Source organism: Actinopolymorpha cephalotaxi (assembly GCF_013408535.1).
In the GTDB taxonomy this organism is placed as follows: domain Bacteria; phylum Actinomycetota; class Actinomycetes; order Propionibacteriales; family Actinopolymorphaceae; genus Actinopolymorpha; species Actinopolymorpha cephalotaxi.
Genome location: NZ_JACBZA010000001.1, coordinates 2755786 through 2775670, shown reverse-complemented (window position 1 = coordinate 2775670; position 19885 = coordinate 2755786). Strand labels below are relative to the sequence as shown.

General features: G+C 69.9%; 17 protein-coding genes. 10 read left to right on the top strand and 7 right to left on the bottom strand.

All coding sequences use genetic code 11. From position 1 onward, the window contains the following. Positions 1-24: 24 nt before the first annotated feature. Positions 25-972, bottom strand: a complete 948-nt coding sequence (locus FHR37_RS12465; protein ID WP_175542427.1) for a phosphotransferase family protein — start codon at positions 970-972, stop codon at positions 25-27. A gap of 67 nt (positions 973-1039) precedes the next feature. Here FHR37_RS12465 and FHR37_RS12460 point away from each other — a divergent pair, with 67 nt between their 5' ends. Next, positions 1040-1537 (top strand): metallophosphoesterase family protein, encoded by a 498-nt coding sequence (locus tag FHR37_RS12460; protein WP_092882593.1) that lies wholly within the window; start codon positions 1040-1042, stop codon positions 1535-1537. Between the two features lie 33 nt (positions 1538-1570). Here FHR37_RS12460 and FHR37_RS12455 read toward each other — a convergent pair whose 3' ends face one another. Next, on the bottom strand, positions 1571-3829 hold the full coding sequence (locus tag FHR37_RS12455) for a DUF222 domain-containing protein (protein WP_092882594.1): 2259 nt from the start codon (positions 3827-3829) through the stop codon (positions 1571-1573). Positions 3830-4056: 227 nt separating this feature from the next. Here FHR37_RS12455 and FHR37_RS12450 point away from each other — a divergent pair, with 227 nt between their 5' ends. Next, on the top strand, positions 4057-4557 hold the full coding sequence (locus FHR37_RS12450) for a DUF2127 domain-containing protein (protein WP_092882595.1): 501 nt from the start codon (positions 4057-4059) through the stop codon (positions 4555-4557). Positions 4558-4569: 12 nt separating this feature from the next. Here FHR37_RS12450 and FHR37_RS12445 read toward each other — a convergent pair whose 3' ends face one another. Continuing rightward, positions 4570-5769, bottom strand: coding sequence for a calcium:proton antiporter (locus tag FHR37_RS12445; RefSeq protein WP_092882596.1), 1200 nt, complete (start codon positions 5767-5769; stop codon positions 4570-4572). A gap of 208 nt (positions 5770-5977) precedes the next feature. Here FHR37_RS12445 and FHR37_RS12440 point away from each other — a divergent pair, with 208 nt between their 5' ends. Beyond that, positions 5978-6325 carry a DUF2188 domain-containing protein gene (locus FHR37_RS12440; RefSeq protein WP_092882597.1) on the top strand — a complete coding sequence of 116 codons (348 nt, stop codon included), beginning with the start codon at positions 5978-5980 and terminating at the stop codon, positions 6323-6325. A gap of 15 nt (positions 6326-6340) precedes the next feature. On the opposite strand, the gene FHR37_RS12435 is transcribed toward FHR37_RS12440, so the two are convergent. Next, positions 6341-7240: an MBL fold metallo-hydrolase gene (locus FHR37_RS12435; RefSeq protein ID WP_092882598.1), complete on the bottom strand. Its 900-nt coding sequence runs from the start codon at positions 7238-7240 to the stop codon at positions 6341-6343. Positions 7241-7337: 97 nt separating this feature from the next. Between FHR37_RS12435 and FHR37_RS12430 the strand changes: the two genes are divergently transcribed. Further along, on the top strand, positions 7338-8144 hold the full coding sequence (locus FHR37_RS12430; protein WP_202817998.1) for an EI24 domain-containing protein: 807 nt from the start codon (positions 7338-7340) through the stop codon (positions 8142-8144). Here the strand turns inward: FHR37_RS12430 and pdxR are convergent. Continuing rightward, positions 8141-9571, bottom strand: coding sequence for a MocR-like pyridoxine biosynthesis transcription factor PdxR (gene pdxR, locus FHR37_RS12425; protein WP_092882600.1), 1431 nt, complete (start codon positions 9569-9571; stop codon positions 8141-8143). The two genes, FHR37_RS12430 and pdxR, sit on opposite strands and share 4 nt — an antisense overlap. 47 nt (positions 9572-9618) lie before the next feature. Here pdxR and FHR37_RS12420 point away from each other — a divergent pair, with 47 nt between their 5' ends. Beyond that, a complete protein-coding gene (locus FHR37_RS12420) occupies positions 9619-10089 on the top strand; it encodes a carboxymuconolactone decarboxylase family protein (RefSeq protein WP_092882601.1) in 471 nt (156 codons plus the stop codon). After that, on the top strand, positions 10089-10811 hold the full coding sequence (locus tag FHR37_RS12415) for an isocitrate lyase/PEP mutase family protein (RefSeq protein ID WP_092882602.1): 723 nt from the start codon (positions 10089-10091) through the stop codon (positions 10809-10811). The genes FHR37_RS12420 and FHR37_RS12415 overlap by 1 nt, the downstream gene beginning before the upstream one ends. Positions 10812-10884: 73 nt before the next feature. Here FHR37_RS12415 and FHR37_RS33080 read toward each other — a convergent pair whose 3' ends face one another. After that, positions 10885-12066: a zinc-dependent alcohol dehydrogenase gene (locus tag FHR37_RS33080; RefSeq protein WP_092882603.1), complete on the bottom strand. Its 1182-nt coding sequence runs from the start codon at positions 12064-12066 to the stop codon at positions 10885-10887. Positions 12067-12316: 250 nt separating this feature from the next. Between FHR37_RS33080 and FHR37_RS12405 the strand changes: the two genes are divergently transcribed. The 4 genes from FHR37_RS12405 to FHR37_RS12390 all read left to right on the top strand — a co-directional run bounded on the left by FHR37_RS12405 (position 12317) and on the right by FHR37_RS12390 (position 18542). Then, a complete protein-coding gene (locus tag FHR37_RS12405; RefSeq protein ID WP_092882852.1) occupies positions 12317-12709 on the top strand; it encodes a PPOX class F420-dependent oxidoreductase in 393 nt (130 codons plus the stop codon). 702 nt (positions 12710-13411) lie between these two features. Then, on the top strand, positions 13412-13843 hold the full coding sequence (locus tag FHR37_RS12400) for a gas vesicle structural protein GvpA (RefSeq protein ID WP_092882604.1): 432 nt from the start codon (positions 13412-13414) through the stop codon (positions 13841-13843). Positions 13844-13905: 62 nt separating this feature from the next. Further along, positions 13906-16794 (top strand): putative sodium/potassium/calcium exchanger, encoded by a 2889-nt coding sequence (locus FHR37_RS12395; RefSeq protein WP_175542428.1) that lies wholly within the window; start codon positions 13906-13908, stop codon positions 16792-16794. An 83-nt stretch (positions 16795-16877) separates the two neighbouring features. After that, on the top strand, positions 16878-18542 hold the full coding sequence (locus FHR37_RS12390) for an SRPBCC family protein (protein WP_202884516.1): 1665 nt from the start codon (positions 16878-16880) through the stop codon (positions 18540-18542). Positions 18543-18669: 127 nt separating this feature from the next. On the opposite strand, the gene FHR37_RS12385 is transcribed toward FHR37_RS12390, so the two are convergent. Then, positions 18670-19854: an FAD-dependent monooxygenase gene (locus tag FHR37_RS12385; protein WP_092882606.1), complete on the bottom strand. Its 1185-nt coding sequence runs from the start codon at positions 19852-19854 to the stop codon at positions 18670-18672. Positions 19855-19885 lie beyond the last annotated feature (31 nt).

Below are 19885 nucleotides of genomic sequence, written 5' to 3'. Positions count from 1 at the left end.
AGTTCGGCCGAGCTCGGAGGGTGCCTACACCTCCGAACGGGCCAGGGCGTCGAGTGCGCCTCGGGCCCGCCTCAGCATCTCGCGCACCGCGTCGCCGCCGAGGTGGTGGGCGGCGAAGCCGAGGTACTTGATGTTGACGCATGCGGTGGCCCATTGGTATTCGAGGTTCGCCCGCGGCAGGTCCAGCGCTCGACCGGCGGTGGCTTCCCACGCCTCGACGTAGACCGCGAACCGTGGACTGCCGGGTGCGACGAGGTTGGCCAGGTCCAGCATCGCGGGCCCGAGCGTGCCGGCTCCCCAGTCGATGATCTTTGCTCCGGCGGGCCCGGCGAGGATGTTGTTCGCGTGGATGTCTCCGTGCACCAGGGTGCGAGAGAGGCGTTCGGGTGTACGAACCAGCAGTGGGTCACCTCGCAGGCTCCGAACCAGGTCGAGCGCCTCGTGCAGTGGCGCCGGCTCGGAAGCGAATGGCAGCAGTTCGGACAGGCGTCGGTCGACGTGCCGGAACCCGTTGTCCCACCACGTCCCGTCGACGACCGGGAGGCCTGGCAAGGTGGCGTTGACATGGCGAACGTGTACGACGGCGAGGGACTCGAGCACGTCATCGGACACGTCGGCCTCTGACGCCGGTGCGTTGCCGGGATAGAACGGCAGGACCACCCACGGCCCGGCGGCGTCGGTACCGTCGGCCAGCAACCGCGGAAGCGCGCTCGCCCTCGTGTCGGTGACGTCCCGCAGTGCGCGTAACACGGTGACCTCGGCCTCGGTCGCGTGCTTCCGCAACACTTGACGCTTCACTGCCGTGCCGTCGCCCATCTCGATGAGCAGGTCCAGCCGCTCGACCGACGGCGAGGAGTATCCGTTGGTGATGGGCGTACGGCGGACGACCCGAGCGACCGCATCCTGTCCCCACCGGATCTTCACCCAGTCCAGCGGGTGGCCGGCCTCCTGCCCGACTCCGTCCGATGGCATCGACCCACACTGCCACGCCACCGCCGCGCCTCGCCGCCGCTGGGCCGGGGTAGGACATGATGACGGCATGCGAGTAGTTGTGCTGTCGGACACGCACGCGCCGCGGCGGTGGAAGTCCTGCCCGCCGAGGGTGGCCGAGCACCTGCGGGCGGCGGACGTGATCCTGCACGCCGGTGACGTGTGCGTGCCCGAAGTGCTGGACGAACTCGCGGCCTACGCCCCGGTCCACGCCGTCGCCGGGAACAACGACGGCCCCGAGGTCGCCGCATGGAGCTCGGGTGTGCCGGAGGTCCTCGAGATCACCCTGGCCGGAGTTCGGGTGGCGATGGTGCACGACAGCGGGCAGGCGACCGGCCGGATGGCGCGGATGCGGCGGCGGTTCCCGGACGCGGACCTCGTGGTGTTCGGTCACTCGCACATCCCGTTGACGCAGACCGAGGACGGCGTACGGATCTTCAACCCCGGCTCGCCGACCGACCGGCGACGGCAGCCGCACGGAACGATCGGCATCGTCGACCTGGAGCGCGGCCAGGTGAAGGGCGCGTCGATCGTTCCGGTGACGTAGGGCCGTCCTCCGTTCGTACGAGCCCCTTGTGCTTCACGGTCGTTGGACTTTCTGGTGGACGTCCACCCATTCGGGCGGGATGTACTCCGGGTGGCCGTGGCTGCCCATCCGTACCTGCCAGCCTTTGTGGTGGACAAAGGTGTGGTGGCTCTTGCACAAGAGGACTCCGTTGTCGAGGTCGGTCGGCCCGAAGTCGTCCCAAGCGGTCATGTGGTGCGCGACACAACGCCGCTCGGGCACCTGACAGTCGGGGAAGTGGCAGTGGGACCCGTCGCGGACGGCGAGTGCCCTGCGCTGCGCTTCGGTGAAGAACCGGTCGGCCATTCCGACGTCGAGGACCTCGCCGTTGCCGCCGAGGACGACGGGGATGATGTTCGCGTCGCACGCCATCCGGCGGATCGTGGCGACCGAGACCGGCTCCCCGCGCAGACCGGTGATGCGAGCCGATCCACCACCGCCGCACTTGCTGCACCCGTCGTGGGGGTCGAAGGCAGCCTCGGGCCCCGCCGCGCCCTCTTCGGGTTCGGCGTCGTCGTCTTCCGCTCCGAGGTTCCAGTCCTCGGGTCCGGTATGTGGTTCCGGATTCCCGTTGTGTGGTTCGGGTTCCGGATCCCGTCGTGGTCCCGGTTCAGCTTCCGGTTCGGTTCCTGGGCCGGGTTCGGTTCCGGTGGCGGTGTTCGGTTGTGGGGGCTCGCCGGGTTCTCGCGGTGCGGGTACCCGCTCCGCAGCCCCGGCAGGGGCAGTCGGGTCGGGCGGTGGTTTCTCGGTGTCTGGTTGACTTTCCGAGGTAGCTGCCGTGGTCTGCGCGGCAGCGGGAGCCGCCTGCGGGCCACTGGTGGCGGTTGGCCTCGCACCCCTCTTAAGGTCACTGTTCGCCTCCGGGTCACCGGCACCGGCCGGGTCGCCGGGCTGGACGGGGTCGCGAACCACGTCCGGGTCACCGAGGGCAGCGGCGCCAGCCGGTTCGGTGGGGTCACTGGGCCCGCTTGCGTCGTCCGGGTCGGTGATTCCTTGGCTCGGCAGGGCTTCAGGCCCGGTGTCGTCGGCGTTCTCGCTGGCCTTGGCGTCTGCACGGTGTTCGCCGTTGCTGCTGGGCTCGTCGTCCTCGGACGTGGCAGCCTCGGTGCCGTCAGGAGTCTTACCCGGCTTGGTGTTCTCGGCCTTGTCGGGCTTGGTGCTATCACTATCGCTAGCACTCTGGCTGGGTTCGGCGTCTGTCGTGCCGCCGCGACTCGCGCCCGACCCGGACTCGCCGGACTCGGAAGTCTCGCTGCGCTTGGCGTTCTTGCGGGCCTTGCGCTTGGTGGCCTGGCGCTGGGCCTGGCGTTTGGCGTCAGCCGTCTGGCAGCCGCACGGCATGGGGCGGACGGGGTTGAGGTCGTCGATGCTGCCGAACCCGACACCGTTCATGAGCTGCTGCAGGTGGATCAGCACCGTGACGCAGTCACGTCCACGGCCACGGTTGGGCGAGGCTTCCCACTCGGCCATGCTGGTGACGAGGTTGGCGAACGCGTCGCCTCGGCGTTGGTCGAGGGGGCGGTCGTCGGGTTCGGCGCGCTTGTCGGCGGCGACGAGTGCTTCGATGATCTTGCGGAGTTGTTCCATCTCCAGCACCGGCAGCCTGATCACCACGGTTTCGGAGCCGGGAACACCGTTGGGCCGGTAGAACAGGGACCGGCTGCGTTCGGCGGCACGTTCGGCGGCGTCGAGTTCCTTGCTCAGCCGCTCCTCCCACTCCTGCGGCGCGATGACCTGGAGGAGGTGGCGGCCGAGGATCCGTACGTCGTCGGGGTTACGCCGCCGCGATTCGTCGATCAGGTACTCCTCGGCTGCCGCGCGTTGTTCGAGGCTGACCCACTTGGGCAGGTCCTTGATGGCCCCGGCGATGACCTGCGCATGCCGAAACGACAACTCCCCGCGTGCCAGTGCCCGGGCGGTCAGGGTGATGGTGCGGTCCAGGTCACGGGCCAGCGCGACGGTGGCGTAGGAGTCGTTCTTGCCCATCCGCTGGCCGTTACGCAGCCACGCGGCCGTGGTCGCCGCACCGGTCGTTTTGCCGATGTCGCAGGCGTCGGCCTGGCGTACCCAGCCGAGCTTCAGCGCGTCACACCGGGACTGCTCGATCAGGAGTTCACCGATCAGCGACCCGAGTTTGGTGGCTTGCAGGAAGGTGGCCGGGGTCGACATCGCCTGGTCCACTCCGGCGCGGATGGTGGCCAGCGCAGCCTCCAGTCGCTGTTCGGCGTCGATGCCGCCGTCCCAGCCCGGAGGGTCCTGCGTGGTCGAACTCATGCACGAATGCTATCGACAACCACCGACAGGGATCCGTTGTCCACAAAGAGACCCCGAAACAGCACCGATCGACTACCTGTGGACAGAAACCTGGTTCCAGAGCCGCAAGCCGGAGTTGCTGTCCACGCGACCGGACGGCTACCGAGGCCGATCTCTCAGGTCGGTCCACTAGCGTGCGGTAGGACGAGGCAGGCGGCAGGACGGCAGCAAGATCGGCAGGTGGCGACATGGCGTGGTTCAAGCCAGGGGACCTGCTGGACCGCACGTTCGAGATCGGGATCATCCTCAAGGGCCTGGACGGTCTGCTCGAACTGGTCGGCGGGGTCCTCCTGCTGGCGGTGTCACCGGCCACGCTCAACCACCTGGTCGCCACCCTGACCCAGCACGAGCTGTCCGAGGACCCGCACGACGTCATCGCCACGCATCTGCTGCACCTGACGGCCGGCCTCGACCGGTCGACGGTGTGGTTTGGCGCCGTCTACCTTCTTCTGCACGGCGCGGTGAAGGTCGTCCTCGTCGTCGCGTTGCTGCGCAACCAGTTGTGGGCGTACCCCTGGACCATCGTCGTACTGCTCGCGTTCATCGGCTACCAGCTGTACCGCATCGCGCTGCATCCGACGATCGGGCTCGTGCTGCTGACGGTCTTCGACGCGTTCGTCGTCTGGTTGACCTGGCGGGAGTACGGCAGGCAACGCGCCGGCCGCACTCCCTCACCCGCGCCCGAATGACCGCCCGACACCTCAGGGACTGACCGCGAGGAACAGGAACGCGACCAGCAGGACGAGGTGGACACCGCCCTGCAGCCGGGTGGCCCGGCCGGGCACCACCGTGAGGACGCTCACCACCACGGTCAGGGCCAGGAGCACGAGCTGGGTGGCACCGAGCCCGAGGTGCAGCGGCCCCTTCAGCCAGATCGACGCGATCGCGATGGCGGGGATGGTGAGCCCGATGCTCGCCATCGCCGAGCCGTACGCGAGGTTGAGGCTGATCTGCGTCCGCTGCCTCCCGGCGGCGCGTACGGCGGCGAGGGTCTCCGGCAGCAGGACGAGCAACGCGATCACCACGCCGACGAACGACTGCGGGAATCCGACCGCCTTGACCGCGGCCTCGATCGACGGCGACTCGACCTTGGCCAGGCCCACCACCGCGACGAGCGCCACCAGCAGCAACCCGAGGCTGGCAAGCGCGGCCCGGGTGGTCGGGGGAGCGGCATGCTCACCGGCGTCCGCGCTCTCCTCGACGTCACCGGCCTCGTCGGCCTCGTCGGCCTCGTCGGCCTCGTCGGCCTCGGCCGGCTTGGAGGTGGGAGCGTGCCCACGTCCGGCGACCGGATCGTTGTCGTGGTGGACGGGCAGGAAGAAGTCGCGGTGCCGGACGGTCTGGGTCAGCACGAACATGCCGTACAGCAGGAGCGAGATGATCGCCGCGAACACGAGCTGGTTGGTGGAGAACACCGGTCCGGGTGCGCCCATGGTGAAGGTGGGCAGCACCAGGCTCAACGCGGCGAGGGTCGCCACGGTCGCCAGTGCGGCGCCACTGCCCTCCGCATTGAAGCGCGTCGTTCCGTAGCGCAGCGCGGCAACCAGCAAGGAGATGCCGACGATGCCGTTCGTGGTGATCATCACCGCCGCGAAGACGGTGTCCCGGGCCAGTTGGGCGGTCTCCGGACCGCCCGACACCATCAGGGTCACGATCAGCGCGACCTCGATCACGGTCACAGCCACCGCGAGAACCAGCGAGCCGAAGGGTTCGCCGACCCGGTGCGCCACGACCTCCGCGTGGTGTACGGCAGACAGCACCGCCCCACCAAGGACGACCGCGATCACCACGGCGAACGGGACCGCGATGTAACGCCCCCAGGTGAGTCCGAGTGCGACGAGGGCGAGCAGCGGCACGACGGTCGTCCACGAGACGTACGGCGGGCGGCGGGTAAGCGTCACGGCGTGGAGCCTTCCAGTCGTGGCGGACGAGAGGGTGAGAACCCGAAACGCCAATTGTAAAGGGCAGGCAAAGTTGCCTGGTCAACCGGCACGCGCTGGCCCCCGCCCCTACGGGTCGACCTCGATCCGGCGGATCGCGGTGGTTTCCGTGGCGTACCGGCGGCGGGCCCGGACGGCGAATGGCCTGTGGCGAGGATAGTTTGGGCACATGAGTGAGCTGCCGGAGCGACCCGACGTGCCCCAGGAGACCCACTCCGGGCTGGCCCAGGCCTGGGCCAGTGCGGGGGAGGCCGCGCAACAGGTGAGCGAGACGCGTCAGACCGAGCAGGAGACCACGGCCCGCACGACGTCGGGCACCACGCCCGCGCCCGTGACGTACGCCGTACTTCCCGCCGGCGGCGCGTTCCACGTCAAGCGCGATGCCGAGGTGGTCGGCTACTACACCGACCGCGAGTCGGCCCTGGCCGACGCCCGCAAGCTGGCGGGTGGCGACAGCCCCAGCCGGGTGGTCATCCACGACGACGACCGGCGGCCCGGCGAGGAAGAGACCTACTGAGGCTCTCGCCGACGGTCACAACGTCAGCGACTCACCGCGGCCGACGTAGCTGACCCGGTCCGCCAGCCCGCGCCGCTCCACCTCCGCGCGGAAGTCCGACAGCGGCGAACGCATCACGTCGTAGTCGTCGTAGTGGATGGGCACCGCGCGCCTCGGTGAGATGGTGGCGAGCAGGTCGGCGCCCTGCTCGCCGTCCATCGTCACCACCATCCCGCCGGGCAGAGTCGTACCGCCGAGATGGAGCAACGCGAGATCGGTGGCCGGGAAGCGCCGCGCGATCTCCTCCACGCCCGGGTACATCAGCGTGTCGCCGGTGATGTAGAGCCGGTGCCGCACCTCGCCTTCGGTGGTGGCGAGTTCGAGCACGCTGCCCATCACCGGGGGAAGCAGATGGCGTACCCGCCCGGGCGCGTGCCGGCCGGGTGTGGAAGTGATCCGCAGCGCCATGCCGCCCTTGGTCATGCTGTGCTGCTCCCAGGTGCGCAGCCCCACCGCTCGCCGGAACCCGTGCAGTCCCTGCAACCGCCGCGACGCGTGCGGTGTGGTGACGATCGGCAGCCCGGAGTCGAGGTTGCGGCGGGCCACCCGGTCCCAGTGGTCACCGTGCAGGTGGGACAGGACCACCGCGTCCAGAGGCGGCAGTTGGTCGATGCGCAACGCGGGCTCGGTCAGCCTCCTGCTGGTCAGCCCGTGGCCGAGGTAGGCCCGCTGACCGCGGTGCAGGAAGTTCGGGTCGGTGAGCAGGGTGAACGGGCCGTACTTCAGCAGCACGGTCGCGTTGCCGACGAAGAACAGTTCACCGACGGACGATGACGCGGCGGGATCGGCAGGGCCGGCGGTGCGGGCGGAACCAGCGGTGCGGGTGGAACCAGCAGTACGGGCGGAACCGGCGGCGCGGGTGGGGTCGTGGGCCATGGCTTGCGGCTACCCCCTCCACGGGCGATCATTCGGTACCCGCGTCGCGGAATCGCCGCTCAGCCAACCCGCAGGACAGCCCCTAGACTCACCGATCGTGAGTACGCGTTCGGCGCCGGCATCGGCGGTCAGCTATCCCGGCGGTTTCCTCACCGGCGTGGGCCTGCTGGTCCGCGGTGTGCGTATGTACGCCGTGAACCCCCGGCTCGCGCTGCTCGGCATCGTGCCCGCCCTTATCACTGGCGTGCTGTTCCTCGGCGCGTTCGTCACCCTCGCCTACTTCGCCGGTGACGTGGCCGCGGCGCTCACGCCGTTCGCCGACGACTGGTCCGGCGCGGCCCGTACGTTCGCGCGGTTCACCGCCGGGCTGGCGTTGCTCGGACTGACGGCGCTGATCGGCGTCCTCGCGTTCACCGCGGTCACGCTGGCGATCGGTGGGCCGTTCTACGAGCGGATCTCCGAACGTGTCGAGGACGGATACGGCGGCGTGCCGAACCCGGTCGAGATCGGCTGGGCGCGGTCGCTGCGGCGCGGGCTCGCCGACTCCTCCCGGCTGCTCGCCGCGTCGGCGCTGGTCGGAATCCCCTTGTTCGGCGCGGGTTTCCTGCCGGTGGTGGGACAGACCGTGGTGCCCGTGCTCGGCGCGGTTCTCGGCGGCTGGCTGCTCGCGGTGGAGTTGGCCGGTACGCCGTTCGAGCGGCGAGGAATGGGGCTCGCCGAACGCCGTCGGGCACTGCGCGCGATCCGGCCGGTGACCGCCGGCTTCGGGGTCGCGGTGTTCGTGGCGTTCCTGATCCCGCTCGGCGCGGTGGTGTTCACCCCGGCGGCGGTGGCCGGCGCCACCCTGCTCGCCCGGCGGGCGCTCGGCGAACCCACCGGGCCCGCGCCCGCCAAGCCCCGCTAGTTGTTGCCCCGCTGGTTGTTCAGGGCGCGGCACAGTGCCGCGACCGCGCCGGGAAAGAGGTGGTCCGGCGGCGTGCCGTACCCCACGATGATCGCGTGCCGGACCGGCTTCGGCGTACCGAACGTCAGCGAAGCGAGACCGGCAACCCCGAGCCCTTCCCGTCTGGCCCGCGCGATCACCTGCTCCTCCGTACCGGCCGGAACCTCCAGCAGGACGTGCAGCCCCGCGGCGATGCCGCTGACCCGGACGTGCGGCACGGCCTGCGCGAGCGCGGCGACCAGGTGGTCCCGTCGGCGCCGGTAGCGGGTCCGCATCGCGCGGACGTGCCGGTCGTAGTCGCCGGAGGAGATGAACTCCGCCAAGGTCAGCTGGTCGACCGTGGACACCTGCCAGCGGGACGAACCCAGTTCGTTCGCGGTGGCGACGAGCCGCTCCGGCAGCACCATCCAGCCCAGCCGCAGACCGGGCGCGAGACTCTTGCTCGCCGTACCCAGGTAGACCACGTGCTCGGGATCCAGGCCCTGCAACGCGCCGACCGGCTGGCGGTCGTAGCGGAACTCGCCGTCGTAGTCGTCCTCCAGGATCACGCCACCCTCGGCCCGTGCCCAGTCGATCGCCTGCGCGCGGCGTTCCGGCGACAGCGTCCCGCCGGTGGCGAAGTGGTGCGACGGTGTCAGCAGCGCGGCCTGGACGCCGAGCTCGGGCAGCGGCGCCGGGTCGACTCCGGCCTCGTCGTGGGGCAGCGACGACACCCGCAGCCCGGCATCAGTGAGCCGCGAGCGGTGTTCGGCCAGGCCGTACGCCTCCACCGCGACCCGCCGCGCACCCTGGGCACGGAGCACCTCGGCCATCCGCCACAGGCCCTGCATGATCCCCGCGCAGACCAGGATCCGGGACGGGTCGGCGTACACCCCGCGCACCCGGGCGAGGTAGTCGGCGAGCGCCCAGCGCAGTTCCGGCCGGCCCGAGGTCGCCTGGTAGCCGAACGCCTCACTGGGCGCCGCCGTCAGCGCCCGGCGGGTCGCGGCCACCCAGGCCGTCCGGGGGAAGGCCGACACGTCCGACGAACCGGGCATCAGGTTGTACGTCGTACCCGGCAGCAACGGATGGGTCGGCTCGGGCACGGCACGCGGTCTCGTGCGCCGCGACCTCGCTCGCTCGGCGACCACCGTGCCCGAGCCCTGGCGCGCGGTGAGCCAGCCCTCGGCGACGAGTTCGGCGTAGGCGTCGGCGACGGTGTTGCGGGCGACCCCCAGGTCGGCGGCCAGCGCCCGCGAGGACGGCAGCCGGGTACCCGGTGCCAGCCGACCGCTGCGGACGGCGTCGCGCAGCTCGCGGGTGAGCGCGGCGCCGAGCCCTCGCCCGTCGTGCCGGGGATCCCGGAGCTCAAGGTGGAGGTCCAGCGAAGTGGCCCACGATTCTGCCATGGAAATGGACCATATCCCTGGGCTGATCCGGTCGTAGCGTTGAGGGCATGACACAGCGAATCAACATTCACCAGCACTCGCCGAACGTCATCCGCCAGCTGATCAAACTCGCCAACGAGGCCGCCAAGGATCTCGACCCGACGATCAAGGAACTCGTGCTGATGCGTTCCTCGCAGATCAACCGCTGCGCGTACTGCATCGACATGCACACCAAGGACGCCCGTGCGGCCGGGGAGACCGACCAGCGCATCGCGCTGGTGGCGGCGTTCGAGGAGGCGGACAACTTCTTCACCGAGAAGGAGCGGGCGGCGCTGGCGCTGGCCGAGGCGATCACCGTGCTCACCGACGGCTTCGTGCCCGACGAGGTGTACGAGCGAGCCGCCAAGCACTTCGACGAGAAGGAACTCGCCCAGCTGATCTCGACGATCGCGGTGATCAACACGTTCAACCGGCTGAACGTCACCGCCCGCGCCGAGGCCGGCAGCTACACGCCCGGACAGTTCGCGGGACAGCACTGATGTCCGTCGACACCTTCCGCGCGCTCCACCACGGGCGGGCGCCGGGGGATCCGCTGATCCTGCCCGGGCCGTGGGACGTGGCCAGTGCGACGGTTTTCGTGGACGCCGGCTTCCCCGCGATGGCCACACCCAGCATGGCCATCGCGGCCATGCTCGGCTACTCCGACGGTGAGGGGACACCGCCGGCGGAGATGTTCGCGGCGATCGCGCGGATCACCCGTGCCGTGGACGTTCCGGTGTCCGCCGACGTCGAGGCGGGGTACGGTCTCCCGCCCGCCGAGCTCGTCGAACGCGTCCTCGAGGCAGGTGCGGTCGGGGTCAACCTGGAGGACACCGACCCGAAGACGCGCCGGCTGGTGGAGCCGCACCGGCAGGCGGACTACCTGGCCGCGGTACGCGCCGCGGCGGGCGACGACCTGTTCGTGAACGCCCGCGTCGACACCTACCTGCGCGGCGGCACCTCACCGGACGTGGCGATCGAGCGCGGCAAGCAGTACGCGGCCGTGGGCGCCGACGGGGTGTACCCCATCGGCGCCCCGCCGGACCACCTGCGGGTGCTCGCCGACGGGATCGGCCTTCCGGTGAACACCGCCGCGCGGCCGGGCGACCCGTCCCCGCGGGAGCTCGGCCGGCTCGGCGCCACCCGCATCACCTTCGGCGGCGGCCTTCAGCTGCAGGCCATGGCGGCCCTGAGGACCATCGCCGAGCAGCTCACCGCCTGAGACAGAAGGCTCGAACGGCGGGTCGCGCCCCTCCCCGCGACCCGCCGTTCCTGTTGCATCCGCTTCCCCCGGCCTATGGTGTCAACAGCACCTTGACGGCGCCGTCGTCCTTGCGCTGGAACATCTCGTACGCCCGCGGTGCCTCGCCCAGTGGGAGCCGGTGGGTCGCGAGATCCTCCACGCCCAGCGGGTCGTCGTCCCCGGCGACCAGGGGGAGGAGGTCGTCCACCCAGCGCTTGACGTTCGCCTGCCCCATCCGGATGGTGAGCTGCTTGTCGAACATCGTCATCATCGGCATCGGGTCGACCATCCCGCCGTACACGCCGCTGACCGAGATGGTGCCGCCTCGCCGCACCGCGTCGATCGCGCCGTGCAGTGCGGTGAGCCGGTCGACGCCGCCGCGTTCGGTCATCTTCGCGGCCAGCGGCTTGGGGAGCATCCCCACGAGCTGGTGGGCGGCCTTGCCCAGGGGCGCGCCGTGCGCCTCCATCCCCACCGCGTCGATGACCGTGTCCGCGCCGCGGCCGTCGGTGAGGTCGCGGACCGCGTCGCCGACGTTGCCCAGGCCGGCGTCGACGGTTTCGATGCCGTACTTCCTGGCCAGCGCGAGGCGTTCGGGAACGAGGTCCACGCCGATGACCTTGCGGGCGCCGAGGTGGGCGGCGATGCGGGCCGACATCTGGCCGATCGGCCCGAGACCGAGCACCGCGACCGTCGAACCCGTCCTCACGTCGCCGTACGCCACCGCCTGCCACGCCGTGGGCAGTACGTCGGAGAGGTAGACGAAGCGTTCGTCGGAGGGGCCCTCCGGCACCTTGATCGGCCCGAAGTGAGCCTGCGGGACGCGGAGGTACTCCGCCTGGCCGCCGGGCACCTGGCCGTAGAGCCTGGTGTAGCCGAACAGCGCGGCGCCCTTGTCCTGGTCGCGCACCTGCGTGGTCTCGCACTGGCTGTGCAACTGCCGCTCGCACATGTAGCAGTGACCGCAGGAGATGTTGAACGGCACCACCACCCGGTCACCCGGCCTGATGTGGGTGACGTGCTCGCCGACCTCCTCGACGATGCCCATCGGCTCGTGGCCGAGGATGTCGCCCTCGGTCATGAACGGCGTGAGCACTTCGTACAGATGCAGATCGGAACCGCAGATCGCGGTCGTCGTCGTCCGGATGATCGCGTCGGTGGGTTCCTTGAGGACCGGGTCGGGCACCTCGTCGACGCGGACGTCTCGCTTGCCGTGCCATACCGCTGCCTTCACGCGTCCACCTCTCCTGCGGGGCCGGCGCCCCCGTCGGGCACTTTTCCGGGCCGCCGTCGATCAGGTCCGGATGCCCTGAGCGAGGTGCCGTAAACGTTCGGGTCGTACCCTTCGGCCGCGGTGTCCGCCTCAGGCCGCGGGCCGCTCCGTACGGCAGTGGGCCAGGGGTCCCTGTGCGGGCAACTCTGTGCGGGTAACACTGGCCCGGTACGACTGGCCGCGTCGGAACGCCGGAACCCGGAGGGTGGACATGTCTGCCGTACCAGCGGAGCGAGTAGGAATCCTGACCAAGCGTTCGTTCGGTCACGTCGCCACCATCGGCCCTCACGGAGAGCCGCAGTCCAGTCCGGTGTGGATCGACTGGGACGGAGAGTTCCTGCTGTTCAGCCAGACGGACCAACGGCAGAAGTTCCGCAACGTGCGACGTGACGGGCGGATCGCGGTGTCGGTGACCGACCCGGACGAGCCGCACCAGTACCTCGAGATCAGAGGACGCGTCGACCGGGTGGAGGAGGACGGCGACCACGCCTTCATCAACAAGATGGCGAAGAAGTACCTCGGTGTCGACGAGTACCCCTGGAACCAGCCGGGTGACCACCGCGTGATCGTCTACGTACGCCCCGAGCACACCTCCATGCAGTAGGACCAGGTATCAGGGGCAGTAACAGCAGGATCCGGCGAACTCTCTCGCGTGCGGTGCCCGTTTCCGGACCTTGACGACGAATGTCCTTGTCTGTCTTGTTTGGCCGATCCAGGCCTGGCTGCCGTACGCCACCGGTCCGTGCCTCACTGTCAAGGAGGCCTTGACGGCGGGGTTGGAATCCTTCCGCGCGGATGTTCGTGCCGACGCGCCGAATCCGCATGTCGTGGTACTCGGCCGTCCTCCGTTGTTCTCCTCGTTGTCGTCCCGACTGTCCTGGCCGGTAAGGCGTCTGGCCGCATCCACGGCGACGCCGGCTTTTCGCCCGCGCGACACAGTGCGACGTATGCGTTATGGTCGCCAGATCCCGAAAGGGATCATGTGCACGACGACCTGACAGACCTGCGCCCGAAACCTGGTAGTGGTGATGAGCGAGCAGACACAGGCCCGACGGCCCGGTGGGTCCGGAGTCGCCCGGAGTCGGCCGAGGTGTGATGTCACCCAGGTTGTGAGAAGCGCCACGCGATGTTCCGCCGACCCTCGCGGTACGGCGGGCGTGGCGTGACGTGTCGTCACCGCCAGTCCTGGTCGCCCGCCCGCGACATTCCCTCACCTCAGCTTCGTCCGTCGGTCGCACGGGGGCAGACCGCAGACGCAACCACCCCCTGACCAGTACGTAGCGAGACGAACACGTGGAGGGACCTAATGGCGGCAGCGACACAGGGCATCAACCGGGCACCTCGGCCGAGCAGTCTCGCCGACGTGCTCGAAGTGATTCTCGACAAGGGCATCGTCATCGACGCGTATGTCCGGGTGGCGGTGGTGGGAATCGAACTCCTCACCATCGACGCGCGCATCGTGATCGCGAGTGTGGACACCTACCTCCGCTTCGCCGAGGCGGTCAACCGGCTCGACATGCAGCCGGACGGGCAGGTGGCGGGTGTTCCCGGCCTGATTCGCGAGGTCACCGAGGGCGGCGCCAAGCACGTGACGAAGGGCGCACTGTCAGGCGTCAAGGAGACCGCCAAGGACGTGATCTCGTCCTTCACCGGTGACGACGACGAGGAAGAGTCGGGCAGTCGGCGTGCGTCCAGCCGCTCGGGCTCGCGTTCCCGTCGCAGCAGCGACGACGGCTGACGGGTCGCACGCCAGGTCGTGCTGCCGCGCCCAGTCACCGGAACCATCTGGAAGGAGAAGCAGTGGACGACAGAGCCAAGATCGGCGCGGCGATCGCGGGAGGTTACCTCCTCGGCCGGACCAAGAAGGGAAAGGCCGCTGCCAGCTTCGCGCTGTGGCTCGCCGGGCGTCAGCTCGGGGTCGAGCCCCGCGAACTCGTACGTGAAGGACTCCTGAAGCTCGCCAAGACCCAGCAGGTCGGCGAGATCGGCGCACAGCTGCGAGGACCGCTGCTGGCCGCGGGGCGCAAGGCCGCGCTGGCGACTGTCGAGTCCCGGCTGAACAGCCTGTCGGACAACCTGAACCAGCGCACGGCCGACATCACCAACCGCGGATCGAAGGCGGCCGGCCAGGCGACCGACACGGCGTCGGATGCTGCCTCGGACGTGACCGACCGGGCGTCGGACGCCGCCTCGGACGCGACCGGCAAGGCAACTGACACGGCCGGCAAGGCAGGTTCCACGGGTGCGAAGGCGGGAAAGCGCGGCGCCGGGCTCGCCGGTAGGACGTCGGGCCTGACCGATCGGCTGCGGCCAGGTCGCGGGCGGAAGGCCGAAGAAGAGGACGTCGAGCCCGACGAGGACGCGTACGACGACGCGGAGGGGTCGGACGAGCCCGACGACGAGGACGACTTCGACGACGAGTACGACGACGAGTCGGACGATGAGTCGGAAGACGACGACTTCGACGACGAGTACGACGATGAGGCCGAAGAGGACGACGCCGAGGCCGACGATCGTGCTGACGACGACGAGTCGGACGACGAGTCCGATGACGACGACGACTTCGACGACGAGTACGACGAGTACGACGATGACGACGCCGAAGAGGACGACGCCGAGGACGGCGATGACGACTCTGCTGGAGACGTAGCCGACGAGGCCGACCTCGATGAGCCGGGACAGGACGACGAGTCCGACGGGGACGAGCCCGAGGACGAGTACGACGACTCCGATGACGACGAGCCTGCGGACGAAGAGCCCGAGGACGACGAGCCCGCGGACGAGCACGACGAAGAGTCCGAGGACGAGGAGCCTGCGGACGAGCACGACGAAGAGTCCGAGGACGACGAGCCTGCGGACGAAGAGCCTGCGGACGAAGAGCCTGCGGACGAGTATGACGACGAGTCCGAGGATGAGGCTGACGAGGCCGAGGACGGCGAAGACGGCTCTGCTGGAGACGACGTAGCCGATGAGGCCAACCTCGACGAACCGGAGCCGGACGACGACTCCGAGGACGACGAGCCTGCGGACGAGTACGACGACGAGGTCGAGGACCCGGCTGAGGAAGCTGACGACGACTCCGATGGTGGGCCGGACGGTGACGAATCCACAGACGAGTACGACGACGAGCCTGCGGACGAGGCCGACGAGCCTGAGGATGAGGCCGACGAGCCTGCGGACGAGCCTGAGGACGGCGACGGCTCGGATGGTGACGAGGTAGCCGATGAGGCCGACGTCGATGAGCCTGAGGCAGAGGACGACTCCCGCGAGTCCGATCGGGATGAGGCCGACGACGAGGACGAACTCGACGAGCCGGAGGCGGACGCCGAAGGCCAGCCGGCCAACAGCTCCGAGGAAGACCCGGACGAGGAAGACCCGGACGAGCACGACTCGGACGAGGACGACCAGCCGGAGGATGACACTCCGGATGACGAGTCCGACGCCCAGGACGACTCGGAGGACGAGCCGGATGATGCGCCTCAAGCGGTAGCGGAGTCGGACGACCGCTCCGGTGACGGTCCTGCCGACCGGACCGGCGACGGCGACGGCGACGGCGACGAGGACAAGTCCGACCCCGCGGACTCCGAGGGGGACTCGAGGTCTGAGGAAGCAACCGACTCCGCCCTCGGAGCCAGCGCCGAGGAGGCGGGCAGGACCTCGGACCTGCCAGCGAAGAAGGCTGCCACCGCCCGCAGGGCACGGAAGTCCACGGCTGGTGGACGTGCGAAGAAGTCCGCCTCCTCCGAAGGCGCGAAGAAGGCCGCGTCTGCTGACGCCGGAGCGAAGAAGGCTGCGGCGTCTCGTGGGGGTGCCAAGAAGGCCGCCTCCTCCGAGGGGGCGGCGAAGAAGGCGACGTCCACTCGTGGCGGGGCCAAGAAGGCCACGTCGTCGGGTGAGGGTGCCAAGAAGGCCGCCTCGCCCCGCGGTGGGGCCAAGAAGGCCGCATCGACAGACGGCGCGAAGAAGACTGCCTCGTCTCGTGGGGGTGCCAAGAAGGCTGCTCCCTCCGACGGTGCGGCGAAGAAGACGACCTCTGCACGGGGTGGCGCCAAGAAGGCCGCCTCCTCCGAGGGCGCGGCGAAGAAGACGACCTCTGCTCGGGGCGGGGCCAAGAAGGCCGCGTCGTCGGGTGAGGGTGCCAAGAAGGCCGCGTCGCCCCGCGGTGGGGCCAAGAAGGCCGCATCGACAGACGGCGCGAAGAAGACTGCCTCGTCTCGTGGGGGTGCCAAGAAGGCTGCCTCCTCCGAGGGCGCGGCGAAGAAGACGACCTCTGCTCGGGGTGGCGCCAAGAAGGCCGCGTCGTCGGGTGAGGGTGCCAAGAAGGCTGCATCGCCCCGCGGTGCGGCGAAGAAGACCGCTTCGACCGGTGACGGCGCGAAGAAGACTGCCTCGTCTCGTGGGGGTGCCAAGAAGGCTGCCTCCTCCGACGGTGCGGCGAAGAAGACGACCTCTGCACGGGGTGGCGCCAAGAAGGCCGCCTCCTCTGGTGGTGGCGCGAAGAAGGCTGCTTCGTCGGGTGGGGCGAAGAAGGCCACATCGCGCACGGCTGCGAAGAAGACCGCATCAACCGGTGGCGCGAAGAAGGCCGCGTCCTCGCGCGCCGGGGCCAAGAAGACCGCATCGACTGGTAGCGCGAAGAAGGCAGCCTCGTCCCGGGGTGGGGCGAAGAAGGCAGCATCCGCGTCCTAGAGCGGTACCTCCAACTCTGGACGTAGGTCCGCGCGCATCGGTCGGTAAGGAGAGGAGAGCAGATGGCAGGCAAAGGAAAATCGGTGTTGACCGGTGTCGGGTCGTCACTGCTGAAGGGCCCAGTGGGGGATCGCCTCAAGAAGGAGGCACGTGACTTCGCCACCGCCAAGGGGTCGGACTTCGTCCAGTCCCTCGGTGGCCGGCTCGAGGGAGTGACCCAGCGGCTGGAGGACCACGCCGAGAACCCCAACGGCCGCAAGGACAAGGACGACGACGGCGCCGACGACGGCCAGGAGGACGGCGAGGACTCCAAGCAGGGCCGCCTCGCCTCGTTCGGGTCGGGGCTGAAGGACAAGGCCAAGTCGCTCGTGGGCAAGGGCGATGACGACGAAGACGGCGACGACGAAGACGACGAAGACGGCGACGGCGAAGAGGGCGAAGACGGCGGCGGCGACAAGAAGGGCCGCGGCAAAGGCAAGTCCGGCCCGAAGATGATCAACATCATCGAGGACATCAACATCGGTGTTCCGGTGTCGGTGGCCTACGACCAGTGGTCGCAGTTCCAGGAGTTCGCGTCGTTCATGAAGGGCGTCCGCGGTGTCGACGCCAAGGACGAGACGGAGAGCAACTGGCGCGGCAAGGTCTGGTGGTCCACTCGCAGCTGGAGCGCCCGCGTCACCGAGCAGATCCCTGATCGCAAGATCGCCTGGACGACCGACGGTGCGAAGGGCACGACCAAGGGCATCATCACGTTCCACCCCTTGGCCGACGACCTCACCAAGGTGCTCGTGGTCCTCGAGTACTACCCCAAGGGGTTCATGGAGAAGACGGCGAACATCTGGCGGGCGTTCGGCCGTCGTGTCCGCTTGGACCTCAAGCACTTCCGGCGGTTCGTGACGGTCCAGGGCGAGGCCACCGGGTCGTGGCGTGGTGAGATTCGCGACGGCGAAGTGGTGCGCGAGCCCGACGAGAACGACGACTACCGCCGCGAGGACGACTACCGTCCGCCGAACCGGCTGAACGAGGACGAGGACTCGGATGACTCCGACCTCGACGACGAGGACGACGACTTCGACGACGAGTTCGACGACGAGGACGACGACTTCGACGACGAGGACGAAGACGACGACTTCGACGACGAAGACGACGAGTCCGATGGGGATGAGCCGTCCGACGAGTCCGACGAGGATGAGCCGACGGACGAGTCCGACGAGGATGAGCCGACGGACGAGTCCGACGAGGATGAGCCGAGCGACGAGTCCGACGAGGGCGAGCCGACCGACGAGTCCGACGAGGGCGAGCCGACCGACGAGTCCGACGAGGGCGAGCCGACCGACGAGTCCGACGAGGACAGCTCGGACGAGCCCGCGGCGGAGTCCGACCAGGGCGACGGGCAGGCCGAGGAGTCCGAGGACAGCTCGGACGAGCCGGCCGAGAGGCCCGCGCGCAGGCGGCGCCCGAGCTCGCGTCAGGGTTCGCGCCGGCGCTCGGAGAGGAGCTCCGAGGGTGACTCCGGCGACAGCTCGGACGAGCCCGCGGCGGAGTCCGACCAGGGCGACGGGCAGGCCGAGGAGTCCGAGGACAGCTCGGACGAGCCGACCGAGAGGCCCGTGCGCAGGCGGCGCCCGAGCTCGCGCGAGGGTTCGCGTCAGCGCTCGGAGAGGAGCTCGGACGGCGAGCGCAACGGTCGTTCGAGCGAGGGCCGTCGCTCCCCGCGCCGGGCCCGGAAGTCCAGCGCCTCGGCATGAGCACGCCGCGGTGAGCCACACCGCGTACCAGCGAACGAAAAGTCGTGCCCCTCGCGAGCAGCGGGGGGCACGACTTCATCTGGCGTTCGTCCGCGGACATCCACGTTCGTCCGTGGCGCAACGCACCCTATGAGCGGGCGGGAATCTCCGGCGGCGTCCAGTCCGCCCAGGGGGCGACCGCCCCTGTCCACACGCGTTGCGGTGCGAGCCGGACGAACAACTCGGCGAGCGTGTGGGTCATCCGTCCGTGCCGCTGGTTGCGCCGGCTCGACAGGCGTGCCGCGCGCGCGATCTGCTGGGTACGCGGACGCCGGTCGTGGTCGTACCCCGCCAGCGCGGCCTCCAGCCCGGCCGAGGTCGCGAGCCGTCCCGCGAGCACCACCGCGTCCTCCACGGCCTGGCAGGCGCCCTGGCCGAGGTCGGGGGTCATCGCGTGGGCGGCGTCGCCGAGCAGTGCGATCCGGCCCCGTACGTACGTCGGCAGCGGGTCGAGGTCGGTGATGTCGTGGTGGAGGATCCGGCCGGGCGGTGTGGCGGCGAGGAGGGCGGGGATCGGCGGGTGCCATCCACCCACGCGCCGGCGTACCTCTGCCGGTTCGTCACCGGCCCGCAGGTCCGCAGCGTCGGCGTCGGCGGTGAGGAACCAGTAGACCCGGCGGCCGGGCAGCGGCAGGAGCCCGAACTGCTCGCCGTTGCCGAGGGTCAGGCTCGCCTCCACCGGCCAGACGCTGTCCGGCTCGGTGAGGCCGCGCCAGACCGTCCGGCCCCGGAACGCCGCTCCCGGATCCGACGGCCACAGCTGCCGGCGTACGGTGCTCGCGATCCCGTCGGCGGCGACGACCAGGTCCGCGTCGAGCCGATCCTCCCCGTCCGGCGTCGTCAAGTTCACCTTGACACCGTCGCCGGAGCCCCCGGAGCCGGAGCCGGAGGACACGTCGTCGACACCGGTGACCAGTGCGCTGGTTCGTACGACATCGGCCGGCAGGGCCCGAAGCAGCACCTCCACCAGCGCGGTCCGGTGAACGGCGAGGACCTCGGTGTCGCCCGGCCGGGCGTGGCGTAGCCACCGACCGGAAGGGGTGCGGACGTTGCCGCGGGACACGACCGGCAGACCCTGTGCCCGTACGTCCGCCCCGACGCCCAGGACGTCGAGCGTACGCAGGGCGTTCGGCCACAGGGACAGGCCGGCACCGACCTCGGCGATCGCCTCCGCGCGTTCGAGGACCGTGACGGTCCAGCCCGCCCGGCGCAGCCCGACCGCCGCCGACAGTCCGCCGATCCCGCCGCCCACCACCACCGCGTGACCGGACATTTCTGTTCCCCCGTTCGCCGTTTCGCCCCGA